The following is a 17472-nucleotide window of genomic DNA, read 5'->3' on the forward strand; positions in this document are numbered from 1 at the left end:
ATATCTTATGATGCCCTCTCATAGCTATAATATATCATCGGTAAGGTGCTTTGTGTCCATTTCCCCTGTTAGAACTTTTCTGATGGCTTCTTTGTCCTTTGTAGAGGGTTTTAAACCTTCAATCTCCAGTTGGTACTTTATTTGTTTCCAATGTTCTTCAAATTCTTCTGCAGTGATTGGTTCGACTCTTTTCCTGATTGATAACTCTCCTTTCTCATAATTCCATTTCATTTTCTTTGTGTAATGTTTTTCCTTTCATCTTAGACTTACTTTTACGCTTTATTTCATCTACATCTTTATCATTATTTTGTGATTGATTACCTAAATCACCAAATAATTTAGCTACACCACCGATACTTGCAGTTGCTTCCACAAATTCTTTATCATACAAATGAGAAATATCTTTCCCTACTTTTGCAAGATCCTTCTCAACTGTCTTTAGATCCTTAGAAAGTTCACCTGTTGCTCTTTCGTCAAGGTGCAATTCAAGCAATTTCCCTTTTAATTTAGTTGGTATTCGTTCAATTAGTTCAGTAGGTTGATTTTGATACTTAAAGGACAAGGTTTTATTCAATCTAACATCTAATTCGTATTTTTGATTCTCTCCTTTCTTCACCTGATACTTAGCGATTTCGAGCTTTAATTTGGCATCATATATTTTATCCTTTGTTGCTCCTTCACTATAAATCACTTTATACTCTTTGCTGTACTTAGAAACAGTACGATTAGCAATTAATAAGTTATGTTGATTTTCTTGCAAATCCTTCTTCAAATCAATGTCTTTTGACCATTCAGAAGTGTAGTGTTTCATTACCTGTGTATCTTCAAATTCTTTTATACTTTCATGTTTATAACCTGTTTTTAGATAATCCTGAACATATTCATTTTTTAAGTCACTTATTAATTTGTTATGATCCTCTTTAATATGGCTGTATTGAGGATAAACTTCACCAAATTCTTTGTGAAGGATTTCTTTTTGTACTTCAAAAGCTATATCGCTGTAATATTCAGCTTTTTTATATGCTTCAATATCTCTTTCGTACTTATTAACTTTACTATTAATAGTTCTATTTTTTTGACCTTTTTCTTCCTCAAATCTTTTTGGTGACAATCCATATCGTATAGCCCTTATGTGATCAACTTTATAATCATTTTGTGCTTTATCCAACATGATAGCTTCAACACCTAGTTTTTTACCTGTTAGATCTATGGCTTTACCCCAGTCTTTCACAGTTTCCATGTTCTTTTTAGCACTTTCATATGTTACATAACCATGAATACGTTTAGCAACAAACTCCAAGGCCTCTGATTGTTGATTTGATAATGGAAATTTGTTTCTAACATGCGGTATATATTCTTCGTTAATTTCTTTTTCTAAAGCATCTTTATATTCTTCTAAACTAATAATTTCTTTCTCTAATATGTCTTTTAATTTTTTAGTATCTCTTATATCCTGATTAACCATTCCCATATGTGTAACTGGCTCGTATTCTTCACTGTTAATTTGTGCTTGAATTTGCGCTTCTTGTTCAGCTTTCCATTCATCATAAGTTAATCTATGAGTAGCGTATTTATCAATTCCTTGTTTTTCATACGATTCATGCGAAACAGAATTATTTACACCTGCTTCTTTGTAAAATTCATTAACTTTTTCAGCCCAATTTTCACGCCATGATTGTAGCGATTCTTTTTTATCCCAATCAGTGAGCTGAATTGTTTTTGATTTAATATTTCCGTTTTCTGTTTTAGTTTTGTTTCCATTTTCATCTAGTACATATACTTTCTTTTGTTTCTTCCCCCATGAACCATCTTCATTAAATGGTCTAACCGTTAGCATAATATGTGCATGAGGATTATGTTTTTTCTCTCTATGTATAGCAATATCAGCTACCATACCTCGATCAACAAAGTTTTCTTCTGAATAATTTTTAACCAATTCTATTTGTCTTTCATTAGATAATTCTTTTGGTAATGCAACACGAATCTCCCTAGATAAACGACTATTTATACTACCTTCAACTTGCTCTACTTCATTCCACAATTTTTCACGATCATAGACAAAATCAGGCGCATGTTTAGGAGCTAATATCATGGTTTCAGGTTTAACTTCTCTTGTACGATAGTTTTTATATTCCTGATCATCTTCACACCATAATTTTTCACCGCTGCGATAAGAAGCAGAAGCAACAGCTGATTGACCTTTCCCTCTTGATATAATGTTAGCCGATAGATGATAATAGCCCACTTTTATTAGCCCCTCTCTTATGATTATTTTAATCTTTGTATTCCACGAAGTGCTATTTGCGGAGCAAACGGAAGTTGGGCGATTTTCCCCAACACCCACGAATACCATTTCTTGATGGTATGTAAGTGGGCACTCGAGTGATTTTTGAACTCCCAGGGGTCTGACAAAAACCTGGGAGTTCTTCTTAAATTTTATTAATAAATGATAGAATTAATTAACTATATCAAATGAAAAATCTATTTGAATTTGGTGATACCAGCTTAATTCTCATTTGTTCTTTTTCTCTATTTATATGCTGTAAATATTCTTTTTTATTTTCTTAATTATCAACTATATTTAGAAATGGTTATAAAGTTTCTATACAGCTGTTTTATTATTTACTTCATTACTCTAATAAGTAAAATCTGGCTATCCATCTTACTGCTAAATTGTATTTCAATACTTTTAAATCTTTAATCCCTCCCTCTTTTTTGTTAATTATTATATTGTAATTATCTAACGCATTGAATGATGGTAGAAGGTGTGCATCTTTTGACGCTTACTTTTAATTAAAAATTTACTTACTCTTGGAACCATCTTCTTCTAACCAGTTGTAATATAATTCTCTATTTTCTCTTGATCTCTCTTTTGCTTCTTCTCTACGTTCCATAGCGAGCTTGTATTGATGTTCTTTTTCTTTTTGGTACTTTTCCATTGAATCCGTCTGTTCTGCTCTCATATGTAGCCCATTTGCGAAATATAGAGGGAAGTTGTTGTGATTATCAACTACACCTTGATCTTTCTTTTCCATCATGTGTCTGTATTGACTTTCAAAATCTTCTCTTTTAAAAAATGTTAAACCAGTTTGATAGGTTTTTAGGATTGTTTGAGTGATTGTTTCAGAACTAAATCCTTTATCATGTAGATAATCACCTAATTCTCTGAACATAAAATGTTCCTGAATAATACTAAGAACAGGATCTTGATTTTCGTTGTTTGATGAATCTAGTGAATCTTGTTCACTTGTATTTATATTATTTATTTCTTCTTCTTCTTTAGGTTTTATATTTGGTACATTATAGTGAGTATTTGATACATTAACATGAGTATTTGTATAATTAATGGGTTTTATTTTTTTAACCCTCAAGGGTAAAAGTTTTTTAACAGTTACGTTTAAATTATTTTTACCCTTTGTTTTAACGGTAATTTTATTATTTTTATTAATTTTATAAAGGGTAAAAATACTTTCACCCTTTGATTTAGAGATATTTTTATTTTTAGTATGATTACTATTATTCTTTCTGATTTCCCCACCGATTCTGCCGTATTTTGCAGAATTTGATGAATAATCCGTATCATAATCTCTATATTTTTTTAACGGCTTTACAGATAATTCAAATGAATTTCTAGGATATTCATAAACTATTATATTTTTAGGTTTAGTACCTACTTTGGTACTTGCTTCCCATTCAGCAATTTCTATAAGTCCGTAATTCCATAATGGCTTAACGACATTAGCATAAAAAGTTGGGCTAGATATTTTGAAAATATTAGTATATAGATCTTCAAATGACCTAGGAACTGTTGATTTATTACCATATTTATCTATCGCCTCATCTTTGCGATCTACTAAAGAAAGTAATTTTAGCCAGTAACAAAATGGTTTTGCACCTAACTTTTCAATCCAGTCATCGGCTACAACGAAGTGAAGTTGTGGTAATCTTAATTCTTCTCTTGACCTTTTTTTTCCTTTTTTAATAAAAGCATCATCATTCATTGTTATAGATCTCCTCACATCTAGTAAATTATTTTATTATTTGCTATAATGTGAGTAAGCTTTTTGCTGTCCTCTCCTGTTTAGCTTCCCGGCGAGTAGGAGGGGTTTTTCTATGAAAAGCTCACTCTTATACATTAGTATCTTCTCCATTTTGAAACTTTGCAAAAAATTTAAAATCATTATTTTTCGCATTCATATTAGCGGTAATGTCATCTAAGAACTCATCCACATCTGCTTGTTTGAATAGGTATTTAGTCCCGACTTTGTAATACTGAAGGCCGTTTTTAATCATAAGATTTTCAATTACAGGTTTACTAATGTTCAAATAATTAGCTAGCTCGGTATATGTTAAAAAATACTTTTGTTTTACTATTTCATCTACTCGTTCGTTAATTGCCTTTTCCAACATTGTATTAACAACTTCTTGATCTACATTAATATCAATCAAAACGTATACCTCCTTATATTGTTGATTTCTCCATAGCATTCTCAGCCTGTTTAATAGAGTCCATAATTCTTGATAATGTTTCATCTGTAGGATCTTTACGTAAAAGACGACTAAAATTCCCTTCACTTAAACCATAAGCTTCTGCTACATGCCATTGTTTTAAACCTTTTGATTTAATTAATTCTTTAATTTCATTTGCTGTCATTTATACACCTCCTCAACTTGTTACATTTGTAACTTTTAAAAATAATTTTTATGTTACAAATATAACTTATCATGTTAATGTTATTGTTGTCAACTTTAATTAAAGGTGTTATGTTATATATGTATACTTATTTATCAATACTCAATCTGAGGTGATGATATGGAAAGTAATTTATTCGGAGAATATTTAAGAAAGAAAAGAAAAGAAATGGATTTAACTTTAAAAGAACTTTCTACTGAAATAGGTTTGACGCACGGTTATATATCTAATGTCGAAAATGGAAAAATGAAAGGAAATTTAGATCTAATCGAAGGCTTACAAGTCATATTACAAATTCCCATCACGGAATCTATAATTAGACTAAAAATTGATAAAGGGGAATTGCATGTACTAGAAAATGTATTAGATAATAAAGACATTAACCACACAGATCTATTAATTGATATGTGTACTAATAAACCAGGTAAATATTATTTATTTACAAGGAGATTAATGTCTTTAAAAACACTAGATGAAATTTCTGCAGAAACAGGTTTAGCCCGAAATGAGATAATTAACATAGAAGAATATGGTCCTAAAAAAGTAGGTGATATAAATGCACTTGGTAAGTGCTATGGTATAGATGATTTCAGTTATTATTTACTGAATATAATAGAAACTGGGACGCCATTGGATAGTAATATTTTAGAGGGAATAATTATAAATAATAAAGTCCCTGATTTATATCGACTTAAGCTATTATGGCAAACACATATAGATAAAGAGCTTACTTCGGAAGAAATAGACTTAACTAAGAAATACGAACAAGATTTTACAATAGAGTATATAAAACAAAATGCAAAAAATAAAGTGACGCTTAAAAGTGATGATATTTATTTTAGATTAAATAAGTTAAAAAGAGTATCCTTTAAAGGAAAATCGCTGAGTATTTCAGAAAAAAATAAGGCTATAAAATTACTTGAACTTATCTTTGATATGGAATCTGTTGACGAAAGTGAAATATAATACTACCTATAAAAGCAGGTGCAATTCTTATGGCTAGAATTTATAAAAAGAATACGAAAAAAGGGATTAGGTGGGGCTTTAGAGTATACATGGGAACAGATCCAGTAACGGGCAAAGACATCAGAAAAAGTAAAGAAGGTTTTTTAACTCAAAAAGACGCTAAACTTGCTGCTGCACTATTTGAGAGACAATTCCATAACGGTGAATACATTCAACCCTCTAAGATTACATTTAATGACTTATGTATGGATTGGGAACGACATTATCATTCACAAGGTGCTAAGGATAGTAGCTTAAGAGCTAGGAAAATTGCTTTAAAGCATATTCTAAATGCATTTGGTAATGTACCAATACAAAAGATCACAAAAAAAGCATATCAAGACAGTATAGACCAACTAGCCAATAAATTTAGTACAAATTATGTTTCTAGTATTCATACTTCTGCCAATATGGTTTTTCAATATGCAAATGAAAATAGGTTGATTAAGGATATACCGACCAAAAACATTAAACTTCCAAAGAAAAAAGAAACAGTTGAAGATCTAGAAAATGATAACTCTATTTTTAACAAGTATCTAGAAAAGGAAGAATTAGAAGAATTTTTAACAGTAACTAAAAATGAAGGCTTAGAAGGTGATCTACTTGCTTTTACAATGTTAGCTTATACGGGCTTGCGGGTTGGGGAATTAGTTGCTTTAAAATGGAATGATATTGATTTCGATAACAAAACTTTACGAGTTATAAGAACTTATTACAATCCAACTAGTAATAAGTTAAAATATCAATTACTAACACCAAAGACAAAAACATCGAGACGTACTATATCAATAGATGAACTATTAATTAACATTCTCCAGAAATACAATAAAGAACAAGATAAAATCAAGAAGGATAACAAGCATTTTTATAAAGACAATGGTTTCATATTTACAACTAATGAAGGTTATCCAAAAACAATAAAAGCTATATCCATTCGATTACAACGGTTGCTAAAAAGAACATCTATTGAAAAGCCTATTACTCCGCATTCATTTAGACACACTCATACATCATTGTTGATTGAAGCTGACGTCCACATTAAAGAGATCCAAGAAAGACTAGGACATGCTGACATTCAAACAACGATGGATATATATGCACACATGACAAAAAACATAAAAAAAGAGGCCTCTAAAAAGTTCAGTGTTTTGATGGAACGCACATCAAAAAAACTTATTAACTGAACAACATTTATTAGTATATAGTTTTAAATATTAATTTTATATGGAACTTTACATGCTATAAAATTTTTAGACGAAAACGAAAGGAATTATTGGATGTTTATAAATAAATTAATTTATTTTCACAAAGTGGAATTAAGTCAAAATAACTTGGTTTTTAAACATATTAGAAGTCAGTATATAACGTTTCTTTCTATTATAATTATAACCTCAGTAAGCCTGGTTAGTTTATTAATTACAAATAAATTTCTATTCTTGATTGTTCCAATTTCAATATATATTTTTTCTATCTATTCAATTAATAAAAGCATTAGAAAAGTTATAAAGAGGGAGCATAATATTGATATTGACTCAGTTTTAAAGTGGACCGGGTGGAGAGAATATAAAGTTAAATTAATTAAAGTTTTTCTTGATCAAAATAATCGGCTAGAGCAATATAAAATTAAAAATTATACTGAATTCATAGAAAAAGAAGCAATAAAAAGTAAGCCAAGCTTTTATTTCTTTATAGGAATACGTGGATTTTTATTAGCATTATTTATACCCGTTTGGAATTACTTTAATAACTGGATATTTACAAACATTATAAACTCCCTAGAAGAAGGAGTAATTTATTTAACTTCATGGATACTCACTTTGATATTTTTAGGTATTTTCATAGGAACAATAAAACTAATAGCAAGTGATATCTTAGAGAGCAATTACCGTAAACTAAATGAATTAGCTTACTTACTAGAACTCGTCAACGTTTCGCTCGATGAGAAAATAATCGATAAGACCATAATAGAAAAGGTAAAATAATAAAAGTCTTCCCTCAGTTACAATAACTTGAAGGAAGACTACTAAATAACCTCAATAACTAATTTCGATCACTTTTTCGGACACTGAAATCAGTTTTCGATACTTAGAACGTCGACATAACAAGGTTTAGGAACCTATATTACATCATGCCGCCCATACTACCCTTCACTGATAAGGAAATATCTCAAAGTCTTATTCTGAAATAGCCTATAACAACTGTTACCAATAGTCACGAAACAGTAATCACAATTTTTCCTTTCGCATGGCCTTCTTCAAAATACCTAAAAGCATCAGGAACCTCTTCTAATTTAAATCTTCTATCTAAAACAGGCTTAATCAAGCCTTCTTCAAGTAGTTCTTGGAGAAAGATTAAATCCCCTTGATTTGGCCTTTGTAAAAAAGAGACCATTTTCCTGTTCCCTGTTAAGGATAGCAATGGTCCAAGCACCATTGCTTGTGCCATTTGCACACCTTTACCACCGACCATGACATACGTTCCATTCGGATTCAATGCCCGTTTATAATCAAAAATGGATCGATAACCATTAACAGCCACAATTAGATCATACTTGTTTGTTTTTTGGGTGAAGTCTTCCTTCGTATAGTCTATTATATGATCAGCTCCGATCGATCGTAAAATCTCTATATTTCTCGTACTACATACCCCCGTTACCTCCGCGCCAAAGTATTTGGCAATTTGTACTGCAAAAGTGCCCACACCGCCAGATGCACCGTAAATCAGAACTTTTTGACCTGACTGAATGTTCCCTTTATCCCTAAGTGCTTGTAGGGCAGTAACTGCTGCCATCGGGACTGCAGCCGCTTCTTCGAATGATATATTATTTGGCATTGGCACTAAAGCTTCCTCAGGAACAGCAACATATTCTGCATACCCACCCCATCCAAAAGGTTCCAGATCTCCAAATACTTTATCTCCGGATTGAAATTGCTTCACGTTTTTACCAACTGCTTCAACCTGACCCGCAATATCTCCTCCAGGTATCGTGTATTTAGGCTTAAATAATCCAAATGCAAAACGAGATAAGAATGGCTTTCCTTTTAGAACTACTAAATTACCATAGTTCACTGACGCTGCATGTATCCTTACCAACACTTGATTGTCAATGGGTTTTGGCTTGTTGATATCTTGTAATTTAAGCACATCAGGAGAACCATATTTTTTATACATGATTGCCTTCAACATAATCCCTCCTTATTTCGTTATTTTTTTGAAGTGCGCATTAAAGTGTCAATTTGTTTATATCAATATTTATGATTTTATTCATTGACTTAAGTCAATGAACAAAAACTTATTTACTTATATAATGCCATTAATGCAAAAACTTAGGAGGATGATAAGATGGTTAATTCTATAAGTCAACGAAATGCTGCTCTGACTGCTGGCATTTCACTAATTATTATGACTATTGCTGCATTTTTTTCTTCTGGCTTTGTCTATGAAAGTCTCATCGTACAAGGGGATGCGGGTACTACTTTTCACAACATCAATAACTCACAAATACTATACACAGCCGGGGTCTTTGGTTGGCTAATTATCTTGATAACGGACATATTAGTTGCTTGGGGATTCTATATCTTCTTGAAACCACTTAATAACATTCTTTCTTTACTTGGTGCTTGGCTTCGTCTTATGTATACGGCAATATTAGCCATCGCCGTGTTTAATCTAATAATGGTAATGCTCCTTACGAATAGCGCTGATTATGAATCTTTGTTTCATATCGATCAGCTCCAAGGAAAAGTGATGTTGTTTTTAGATGCATTTCATATGATTTGGTCGATGGGGTTAGTTATTTTTGGCGGGCATCTGTTAGTTGTCGGATATATTACGTTTAAATCAGACAACATACCTAAATTCATTAGCATTTTGTTGTTGATAGCCTCTGTCGGGTATATAGTTAATCACCTTTTGATTACATTTCTTCCTCAATACCAAAGTGTCATCATGGTACTTGAGTTGGTATTTCTATTACCTATGATTGTAGGAGAATTAGGATTTGGTATTTGGCTACTAATTAAAACTAAGATAAAAGTTTGATTTCTACTGCTTATCTATCACTCGCTTTTTAATTCTGCTTAATGATTCTGGAGTAATACCAAGGTAACTTGCTAACTGATGTTGGGGGACGCGATTGATTAAATCTGGTCGTTTCTGTAGAAGTGCTTTGAACCGTTCTTCCGGTGTAGAAGCAATAAATTCAGCAAAATCATCTTTTAGCTGAATGAAGTTTTCTTCTGTCATCTTGCGTGTCATGGATTCTAATTGTGTATACTTGTTAAACATGTCATTCTCTATATTAAAATCGCCATTAACAAGTAAGGAATCTTCCAAACATGTAAAACTGTATGCAGAAGGATGATCAACTTTAGGGACAATTGCTTGTTCTTCTGTAAAGAAGTTAGATGTGACTTCATTCCCATCTTCATCAATTGCATATTGCCTGATACATCCCTTCAAGACGAAGTAACACATTTCAGGAACCTCTCCCTGTCTAAGGAGAACGGTTCCTTTTTTGTATTCCTCGATCACAAGATCCTCCATAATAACTTGTTGTTCTGCTTGCGTAAGATTAGTAAACTTACTCATATACTTGAACAAGACATCTTTCATCTGCGTACTTCCTCCCCTATATAGTTGCTATTCTAATTATATTACATGTCAGCAAATACCAAAATAGATATTGGAAAGTAAGAAAAATAACCATTGGCTAACAATTCGGTTATTAGCCAATGGTCTCAGGTAAAAGTATATTAGTTGAAGGGTTTAAAGGCGAAGTGTCCCTCACTTATTTCTGTAGAATTTTTATTTCCACGGTTTGCCCTTTTGAATAACATGTGCTAACTCTTTGCTAGCATTCCTTCGTTTTTTTCTAGCTTCCACTCGTTCTTTTGCTGTTTCGTGCAAATATTTCTCTTCCTCTGTTACAGGAATAACATCTGGAACAGGAACTGGTTTACCTTCTTCATCTACGGCAACAAAAGTTAAAAAAGCATTCGCAGCAATTTTACGTTCCCCTGTAATCAGATTTTCTGCTAAAACTTTGACAAATACCTCCATGGAGCTTGTTCCTGTCCAAGTAACAATCGACTCTAAACAAACAGACTCACCTGTGCGAATAGGTGCCAAAAAGTCGACAGAGTCAGTTGAAGCAGTTACGACAGGACTCCTCGAATGCCTCATTGCAGAAATCGATGCAATATCATCAATATCCCTCATTAATTTCCCACCAAAAAGTGTTCCATGATTATTCGTATCGGGCGGGAATACATGACCAACTTTCACAGCAAGGGTTTCATTAATATAAGTATCTTCCATACTATCACCTTTTTCGTTATTTTTTATTAATCATTGTTTCTCCATAACAGGCTATTTATTAATAACTTCCCCCAACATTTCGACCCCTTTCGTTATTTCCTTCTTATCACTATAACTAAAGGAAAGACGAATCCATTCTTTACCATCTTGTTCATTTAAGAAAAAATATTTCCCTGGCAAAAAGGACACACCTTGATCTAGTGCTTGTTGTAATAATCTTGAAGTATCAACACCAGCCACCTTAATCCAAACGAAGTAACCTCCCTCCGGCACATACCAAGTAACAGACTTTGGCATATATTTTTTTAATGCAGCAAGTAATGCAGCACACCTCTCTTGATAGGATATTCGTAACGTGTTAAGTCTATTATCAAAATTATTATTCCCCAGATATGTAGCCATAATCGCTTGTGCAAAAGGATGATCTAAATCTTTTTTAAACCAATATAGGGAAGTGATTATTTCCTCTGTTGCAGCTACCCAGCCAATTCGTAAACCTGGCGCTACCACCTTGGATAAAGAACCAACATGTAGGACACGATTTTCATGATCCATTGTTTTTAACGTTACTGGCGGTTTATCGAAATATAATTCACCATAGGCATCGTCCTCTAAAATAAGGAAGTCATACTGAGAAGCTAGCTCCAAAATATGCTTCCGACGTTCTGCTGTCATCGTTGTTCCGGTTGGATTTTGAAAAGTCGGGATCGTATATACTATTTTCGGTAGCGGGAGACCTTGCTCTTTCCTTTCTGCCAATACTCTTTCTAATTCTTTTGTCTGGAGTCCCTGTTCATCAATTGGGATACTAATAAATTGACTCGTATAATTTTGGAATACTTCTAGTGCTTCCATATATGTCGGTGCTTCTACTGCCACAACTGTTTGCTCATCTACAAAAACTCGAGCAATTAAATCAATTGCCTGACATGCACCAGCTGTAACTAGAAGTGCTTTATCTGCAACTCGCATACCACGATCTGACAACCTAGCTTGAATTTGCTCCTTTAGTTTATCCATCTTCGGCGTACCAAGATAATGCAGTGGTAAATCCTTTTCTTCTTTCAGTAATTGAACAACCGCCTCTTTCACCTCAACAACTGGTACGAGATCAGGTGCTGGAAACCCTGAACTAAGACGAATACAATTGTCTGGTATATTCGGCATCCATTCACCTGGCGGATTGTTTTTTAATGCATTCTTTATGTTTTCCGAATAGAAATTTTCGATACTCATGATGATCATTCACCTTTCCTTGAGACAATAAGAAGCATTGGTAAGCACCAATGCTTCTTATTTCTATTATGACCGATTATTTAAAAGAATAAAAGGTGTGCCAATAATGCCGCGACTGGCAACGTAATAATCGTTCTTTGTAAGAAGATAATAAATAATTGAAAAAACGAAATCGGAATTTTTGATTTTAATAACAAAATACCTATTTCCGACATGTAAATTAATTGAGTAAGTGACATAACCCCAATCACAAAACGGGTTAATTCAGACTCAATCCCACTACCAACTACTGCAGGCAAGAACATGTCCGCAAAACCAACAATCATTGCCGGAGCAGCAGCCTCCGCCTCAGGTATTTGCAATAATTGCAAGAACGGAATAAATGGATAAGATAAATAGTTAAAAATAGGTGTCTTCTCAGCAATAATCAGTGCGATCGTTCCTAACGCCATCACCAATGGAATTAAAGCAAACCAGATATCAACTACATTCAATACACCGCTTTTGATAACACCACGATAACTTTTCACTTGATTCGCTTTTTCTACTGCTTTTTGTACACCCCATTTAAAACTAGACACACCTTCTGGCACAACTTCATTTATTTGCTTACCTGCTGCTTCATAATAGGTATCTTTTTTTAAAGATAAAGGTGGAATTCTCGGTACTATGACCGCCGCAACAACACCTGCCACAATGACGGTTATATAAAACTGAACAAACATATGATCAATACTTAAAAATCTAGCAATGACCAAACTGAATGCAATTGATGCAATCGAGAAGTTGGTTGCTACTACTGCTGCTTCACGCTTCGTATAATAACCAGATTCAAATTGCTGTGTTGTTAATAATACACCTACTGTTCCACTCCCCATCCATGATGCTAAGGCATCAATTGAAGAACGGCCAGGAAGCTTAAATAAAGGGTGCATGATTTTTCTTACTATAGTACCGATAAAGTCCATTAAACCAAACTGTAACAACAGTGGCATAAAGAGACATGCAAATAGGAACCACACCATTAACACCGGAATCAGATCAAATAACACTGTTCCACCTGTCGCCATTGACCAAATAATAGCAGGGCCGATTTCTGTCAATGTCATGATGGCAAATATGGCACCGATAAATCGCAAAACTACCCACAGTGGCGGAATATTAAATAAACTATCTAAGAAAAGACTACTCTTTATAATCTGCAAATTTATACATTTTACTATTAAACTACCAATAGCAGACAAACATAAAATAATTGTCATAATGAGCGGGATATAATCTGCTAACAGTGCTTGCAATCCATCTGCTAAAACGCCTAACCCAATTGTAACCTTACCACCTACCGAAATCGGGACGAGGAATAATAACACCCCAATAAGAGATGGTAGCCAGAATTTCATATATTGACTTGCTGTGAATTGTTGTTGTTCTGATTTCATGATGTTCTCTCCATTTTTTCTTTGTTGTTTCTATTATTTTCAGCAAGTTATAATATATCATTTTCTTGTATAAATATGCAACACTTTTTTAAAAGAAGCAGGGATTCATTGTTCGGTCTTTGTATAATTAGATTCAGGCTAATTGATTTATCTAATTTGTTTGCTGACTATTACAAAAAGGCTGGGGCATAAGTCAACACCTGCGCAAGGCTTGCCTTTCGCAGTGTATCCTAAGGCTTCAGCTAACTGTGTGAAGAAGAACACTTCACACAGTGGATCTTCAGCTCGCGTGAGTTTCGAAGAGCAGGACTCAAGTATCGACGGACATGACCGCACTTAGCTGATCCACAGGAGTCTGTGTATTTTGCCTAGGCTAATTCCAGATTGTTCGAATTCTCGTTCTCCCTATTTAGTTATGTTCCAATCTCAGGCAGAATATTTTCAAATTATAGGCTGCAATTTATAATTTACTGATATCTTGTAGGAAAGAACTAACACACCACTTTTTTCCCTTATTCACACTGAGATTTCTTTCATTTTTACTTTTTCTTGCCTTTAACTGTAGATAGGGCTATTGCACCTATTCCCGCTACTAAAGCGAATTTAAGAATTGGGTATTGACTTGCTTTTACATATATACTCCCAGAACGCTTCCAACCTACATTTGTTCCCCTCTCGTGTAACCCATAGCCTGCACGATATAAAGCATTCTCTTCTCGGGGGGTGGAAGGTGTGCTCTTATGCTGAGTTGGATACAAAAACACCTCTATTAATTTATCAGTGAAACGAGGAAAATAAGTTCCAAGCATCTCAAATATTTTGGCTTGTGAACCAATATGCATATCTCTTTTTGGATGTTCTGCTGAGTAAAGAATGGCCTCAGCTACTGCTTTCGGCGGATAAACCATTCCTCTATGTGCAGGTTGCTTGTCTAAATAACTTTTGGCATGTTCATTGTAAGGAGTATCGATTCTACCAGGGTGAATAAGTGTAACAGAAACAGGTGCTTTTTCTTTTTCGAGCTCCATTCTGATACTATCTGTCCATCCGTGCACAGCAAATTTTGTAGCCGCATACGCTGATTGAATGACTGTCCCTCTGTCACCAAATAGACTACCGACATTAATCAAGGCACCTGGGATACCTCTTTCCTTAAAATGCTTTACAGCAACTTTACTCCCATATACAACACTCCAAAAATTTGTTGCTAGAAGCCGATTAATATCTTCATTACTAACATCCATAGCATGTCCAAATATGGAAACACCTGCATTATTTACCCATGTATCAAAACGCCCAAATTCGTTGATTGCTGTTGCCGCAATTTTATAAACATCCTCTTCCTCGCCTACATCTGCTTTAACGAAAGTTGCAGTATGCCCTTTTTCCTTTAGCTCTTCAACCAATTGTCTCAATGCTTCTTCATTTCTTGCCGCTACAACTACTTTTGCTCCCCTTTCAGCTGCCATCCTTGCTGTGACGAGCCCTATTCCACTTGATGCTCCCGTTACTACGATAACCTGATCCTCTATATTTTTGAGCGTTAACTCATTCATTCCTTGGAATAGATGATCAAATGTCCGATCCATTTCTTTCGTATTCAACGTATTTGTTTTTTCCACCTTCTTTTTCCTCCTTTTTATTAATAATGTGTCTTACATTTTCCCTTTTAACCTACTTTTTTTATGGGCCAGAACAATACACGTTTTGAATAAGCATAATGGAAGATCGGCTTCTTAATTACTTTTCCTTTAGCAAACTCGGGCATTATATTTTCCGTTTCTATATCCACCACAGTATCTCTAACTTTCCACTTCTTATGATGAATACTCCCTTTGAATAAGAAATTATTTCGATACGACCATAGGACATACCTTTCCAGAAGCCAATAACTTAGACTGTCCCTTTCAGGATAATAAGCCTCCGATACCGGACGATAGCACACGCTTAATTCTTTTAACGATCCCTTGCGTTTGCACTCGTAATAAATAGTATCCTTTTTCTTTTTCATTTCCATTCTTGCGTATAAATATGGTAAGGAAGCAATTCTAGCTCCTAGAACAGCTGGTAGATTATCAGCATCCAAACTAAAAAAGTAAATTCCTTTTACCCCGTTTCGTTTTACATAGGTACGGACATTTAACTCCAGAAAAGAACGAAGGAAAGGAATCGGGGGTAGCTTTCTAAAGTGCATGTTATTTATTTTGAATGGAAGGACAGTAATCCAAGCACTTCCTTCATAGGTATCTATCTCTAAACCATCTGGGATATGTCGTTGCACTACCTCTTTGTCTATAGGTAAGTGAATAAAAAGTAAGTGATCCCACCTTTGCGTCATTAGCCAATGACCAGGTGGTAATGAGCAATCGCGATGTTTTGTACTATTAAGAATATCGTTATACATTTCCGTTCTCCTTTTTCCGATAGTTGACACAAGTCTGGTTCCGTTGTAGCTTAATTTCCCTCATTCTTTTCTTTTCCTTATACATCTATTTACCATTTTTAATAGATTAAAAACATACTTGAGCAGGATTAAAGAAAGTGAGAGTTTTAGCATTCTAAAATTCCTTCAAGACTAAATGTTTTATTTTAAAAATGATGGGAATAAGCTTACTAAGTTCCAATAGCTATTGCCTTTGGAAGAATGAATTAGCAAAATATAAAAACATCAAAGGAGGAGATTCATAATGGAACATGGCAAAGCGTTGGCAATAAAAGGTTTGATGACAATCCTAGTCCTTTACCTAATATTAGGTTTGGGATATGAATTCTCATTTGGAAATGTGTTATTAATTACAGTCATTCTTGGTGTTGTTTCCTACTTGCTGGGGGATCTTACTATCCTACCTAAAACATCAAATGTCACTGCGACGATGGCAGACCTTGGGATGGCTTTTGTTGTAATCTGGCTTCTCGGAATGGGGCTGACAGATCTTTCAACTGAAACTCTCGTGGGAGTAGCTATCATCTCAGCTGCAATCTTGGCACTAGGTGAGTACTTCTTCCATCAATATATTTTAAGAAAAGGGCTAGGCACAAGGAAAAGGTATCAACTATCAAATGAATATTAATTGTTTATGAAAGGTTATCCTAGATAGGATAGCCTTTCTATTCTTTCATCTCCCTTTCTTTATTGTTCTCAACTCCCTCACAAGGGGAATTACAATATGTTTAAAGGATTAAGAAAAAGCGCAGAGCGCCCGCTTAGAAACGTAGCGACTGGAACGAATTAACTGAGATAAAGGAATCACGGTGAGTTTACGAACCGATGATGACTTATCGTAGGGCAATTCGTGAAGTCGCCTAGTTTCTGGGCGCTCGGAGCTAGACATCTGCGCAAAATTTATACTTTCTTATCTTATTATAAAAACAGAGGCTAACTATATAAAGTCAATAGTTAGCCTCTTTTCAATTCTATTTAACATGTGTTTTCAAAAACGATAGAGATAACATTCGTAATGTTAAGGTGATACATTATCTTCAAAAGCTTCAAGATTTGTAACTGCTCTTTTTAATTCGTGTTGACATTCTTCCACGCGTAGTTGGGCATTAAATAGCGGCTCCATCGAGGTACCACTTCCATTGATCGCTTTGCCACGCGCATCTTGAATTTGTTCTTGTACTTCTCGTAGCTGTTGTTGTAGTTCTTTAATTACATCGATATCAGCTGAATTTCTCGCATCACGCGTGGCTTTCTCCAAGTCATAAGAAACCTTAGAAAGTTGTTCAATTTCATGTCCGTTTTGTATCGGCATGTTCCATTCCTCCCTATTCATAGTA

General features: G+C 34.1%; 17 protein-coding genes. 5 read left to right on the top strand and 12 right to left on the bottom strand.

The features are described from left to right. Positions 1-214: 214 nt before the first annotated feature. The 4 genes from mobQ to GHT08_RS10365 form a co-directional block, all read right to left on the bottom strand. A complete protein-coding gene (mobQ, locus tag GHT08_RS10350; RefSeq protein WP_163581330.1) occupies positions 215-2245 on the bottom strand; it encodes a MobQ family relaxase in 2031 nt (676 codons plus the stop codon). 556 nt (positions 2246-2801) lie between these two features. Continuing rightward, positions 2802-4001: a hypothetical protein gene (locus GHT08_RS10355; RefSeq protein WP_163581331.1), complete on the bottom strand. Its 1200-nt coding sequence runs from the start codon at positions 3999-4001 to the stop codon at positions 2802-2804. Between the two features lie 127 nt (positions 4002-4128). Further along, positions 4129-4449 (bottom strand): helix-turn-helix domain-containing protein, encoded by a 321-nt coding sequence (locus GHT08_RS10360; RefSeq protein ID WP_163581332.1) that lies wholly within the window; start codon positions 4447-4449, stop codon positions 4129-4131. Positions 4450-4462: 13 nt separating this feature from the next. After that, entirely contained in the window at positions 4463-4654 is a 192-nt protein-coding gene (locus tag GHT08_RS10365; protein ID WP_163581333.1) for a helix-turn-helix domain-containing protein, read from the bottom strand. A gap of 159 nt (positions 4655-4813) precedes the next feature. Here GHT08_RS10365 and GHT08_RS10370 point away from each other — a divergent pair, with 159 nt between their 5' ends. From GHT08_RS10370 to GHT08_RS10380, 3 genes are all read left to right on the top strand, one after another. Continuing rightward, positions 4814-5659 (top strand): helix-turn-helix domain-containing protein, encoded by an 846-nt coding sequence (locus tag GHT08_RS10370; protein WP_163581334.1) that lies wholly within the window; start codon positions 4814-4816, stop codon positions 5657-5659. Between the two features lie 29 nt (positions 5660-5688). Continuing rightward, complete coding sequence (locus tag GHT08_RS10375) at positions 5689-6882, top strand: site-specific integrase (RefSeq protein WP_163581335.1); 1194 nt, start codon at positions 5689-5691, stop codon at positions 6880-6882. A 93-nt stretch (positions 6883-6975) separates the two neighbouring features. Beyond that, positions 6976-7680: a hypothetical protein gene (locus GHT08_RS10380; RefSeq protein WP_163581336.1), complete on the top strand. Its 705-nt coding sequence runs from the start codon at positions 6976-6978 to the stop codon at positions 7678-7680. A gap of 229 nt (positions 7681-7909) precedes the next feature. Here the strand turns inward: GHT08_RS10380 and GHT08_RS10385 are convergent, their stop codons facing one another. Beyond that, positions 7910-8884 (bottom strand): NAD(P)-dependent alcohol dehydrogenase, encoded by a 975-nt coding sequence (locus tag GHT08_RS10385; protein WP_163581337.1) that lies wholly within the window; start codon positions 8882-8884, stop codon positions 7910-7912. Between the two features lie 168 nt (positions 8885-9052). Between GHT08_RS10385 and GHT08_RS10390 the strand changes: the two genes are divergently transcribed. Continuing rightward, positions 9053-9739: a DUF4386 domain-containing protein gene (locus GHT08_RS10390; protein WP_163581354.1), complete on the top strand. Its 687-nt coding sequence runs from the start codon at positions 9053-9055 to the stop codon at positions 9737-9739. A 3-nt stretch (positions 9740-9742) separates the two neighbouring features. On the opposite strand, the gene GHT08_RS10395 is transcribed toward GHT08_RS10390, so the two are convergent. From GHT08_RS10395 to GHT08_RS10420, 6 genes are all read right to left on the bottom strand, one after another. Next, on the bottom strand, positions 9743-10312 hold the full coding sequence (locus GHT08_RS10395; protein WP_163581338.1) for a Crp/Fnr family transcriptional regulator: 570 nt from the start codon (positions 10310-10312) through the stop codon (positions 9743-9745). Positions 10313-10504: 192 nt separating this feature from the next. Beyond that, entirely contained in the window at positions 10505-11017 is a 513-nt protein-coding gene (locus GHT08_RS10400) for an acyl-CoA thioesterase (protein WP_163581339.1), read from the bottom strand. Positions 11018-11068: 51 nt separating this feature from the next. Continuing rightward, complete coding sequence (locus GHT08_RS10405) at positions 11069-12253, bottom strand: aminotransferase-like domain-containing protein (protein WP_163581340.1); 1185 nt, start codon at positions 12251-12253, stop codon at positions 11069-11071. Between the two features lie 80 nt (positions 12254-12333). After that, positions 12334-13692, bottom strand: coding sequence for a YjiH family protein (locus tag GHT08_RS10410; protein ID WP_163581341.1), 1359 nt, complete (start codon positions 13690-13692; stop codon positions 12334-12336). Positions 13693-14231: 539 nt separating this feature from the next. After that, on the bottom strand, positions 14232-15281 hold the full coding sequence (locus GHT08_RS10415) for an SDR family oxidoreductase (protein WP_163581355.1): 1050 nt from the start codon (positions 15279-15281) through the stop codon (positions 14232-14234). An 80-nt stretch (positions 15282-15361) separates the two neighbouring features. Then, a complete protein-coding gene (locus GHT08_RS10420; RefSeq protein ID WP_163581342.1) occupies positions 15362-16096 on the bottom strand; it encodes a YqjF family protein in 735 nt (244 codons plus the stop codon). 283 nt (positions 16097-16379) lie between these two features. Between GHT08_RS10420 and GHT08_RS10425 the strand changes: the two genes are divergently transcribed. Continuing rightward, positions 16380-16763, top strand: coding sequence for a YndM family protein (locus GHT08_RS10425; RefSeq protein ID WP_163581343.1), 384 nt, complete (start codon positions 16380-16382; stop codon positions 16761-16763). 390 nt (positions 16764-17153) lie between these two features. Here GHT08_RS10425 and GHT08_RS10430 read toward each other — a convergent pair whose 3' ends face one another. Then, positions 17154-17447: a hypothetical protein gene (locus GHT08_RS10430; RefSeq protein ID WP_163581344.1), complete on the bottom strand. Its 294-nt coding sequence runs from the start codon at positions 17445-17447 to the stop codon at positions 17154-17156. Between the last annotated feature and the right edge of the window lie 25 nt (positions 17448-17472).

The organism is Gracilibacillus saliphilus, assembly GCF_010994085.1.
Classification (GTDB): Bacteria; Bacillota; Bacilli; order Bacillales; family Amphibacillaceae; genus Gracilibacillus; species Gracilibacillus lacisalsi.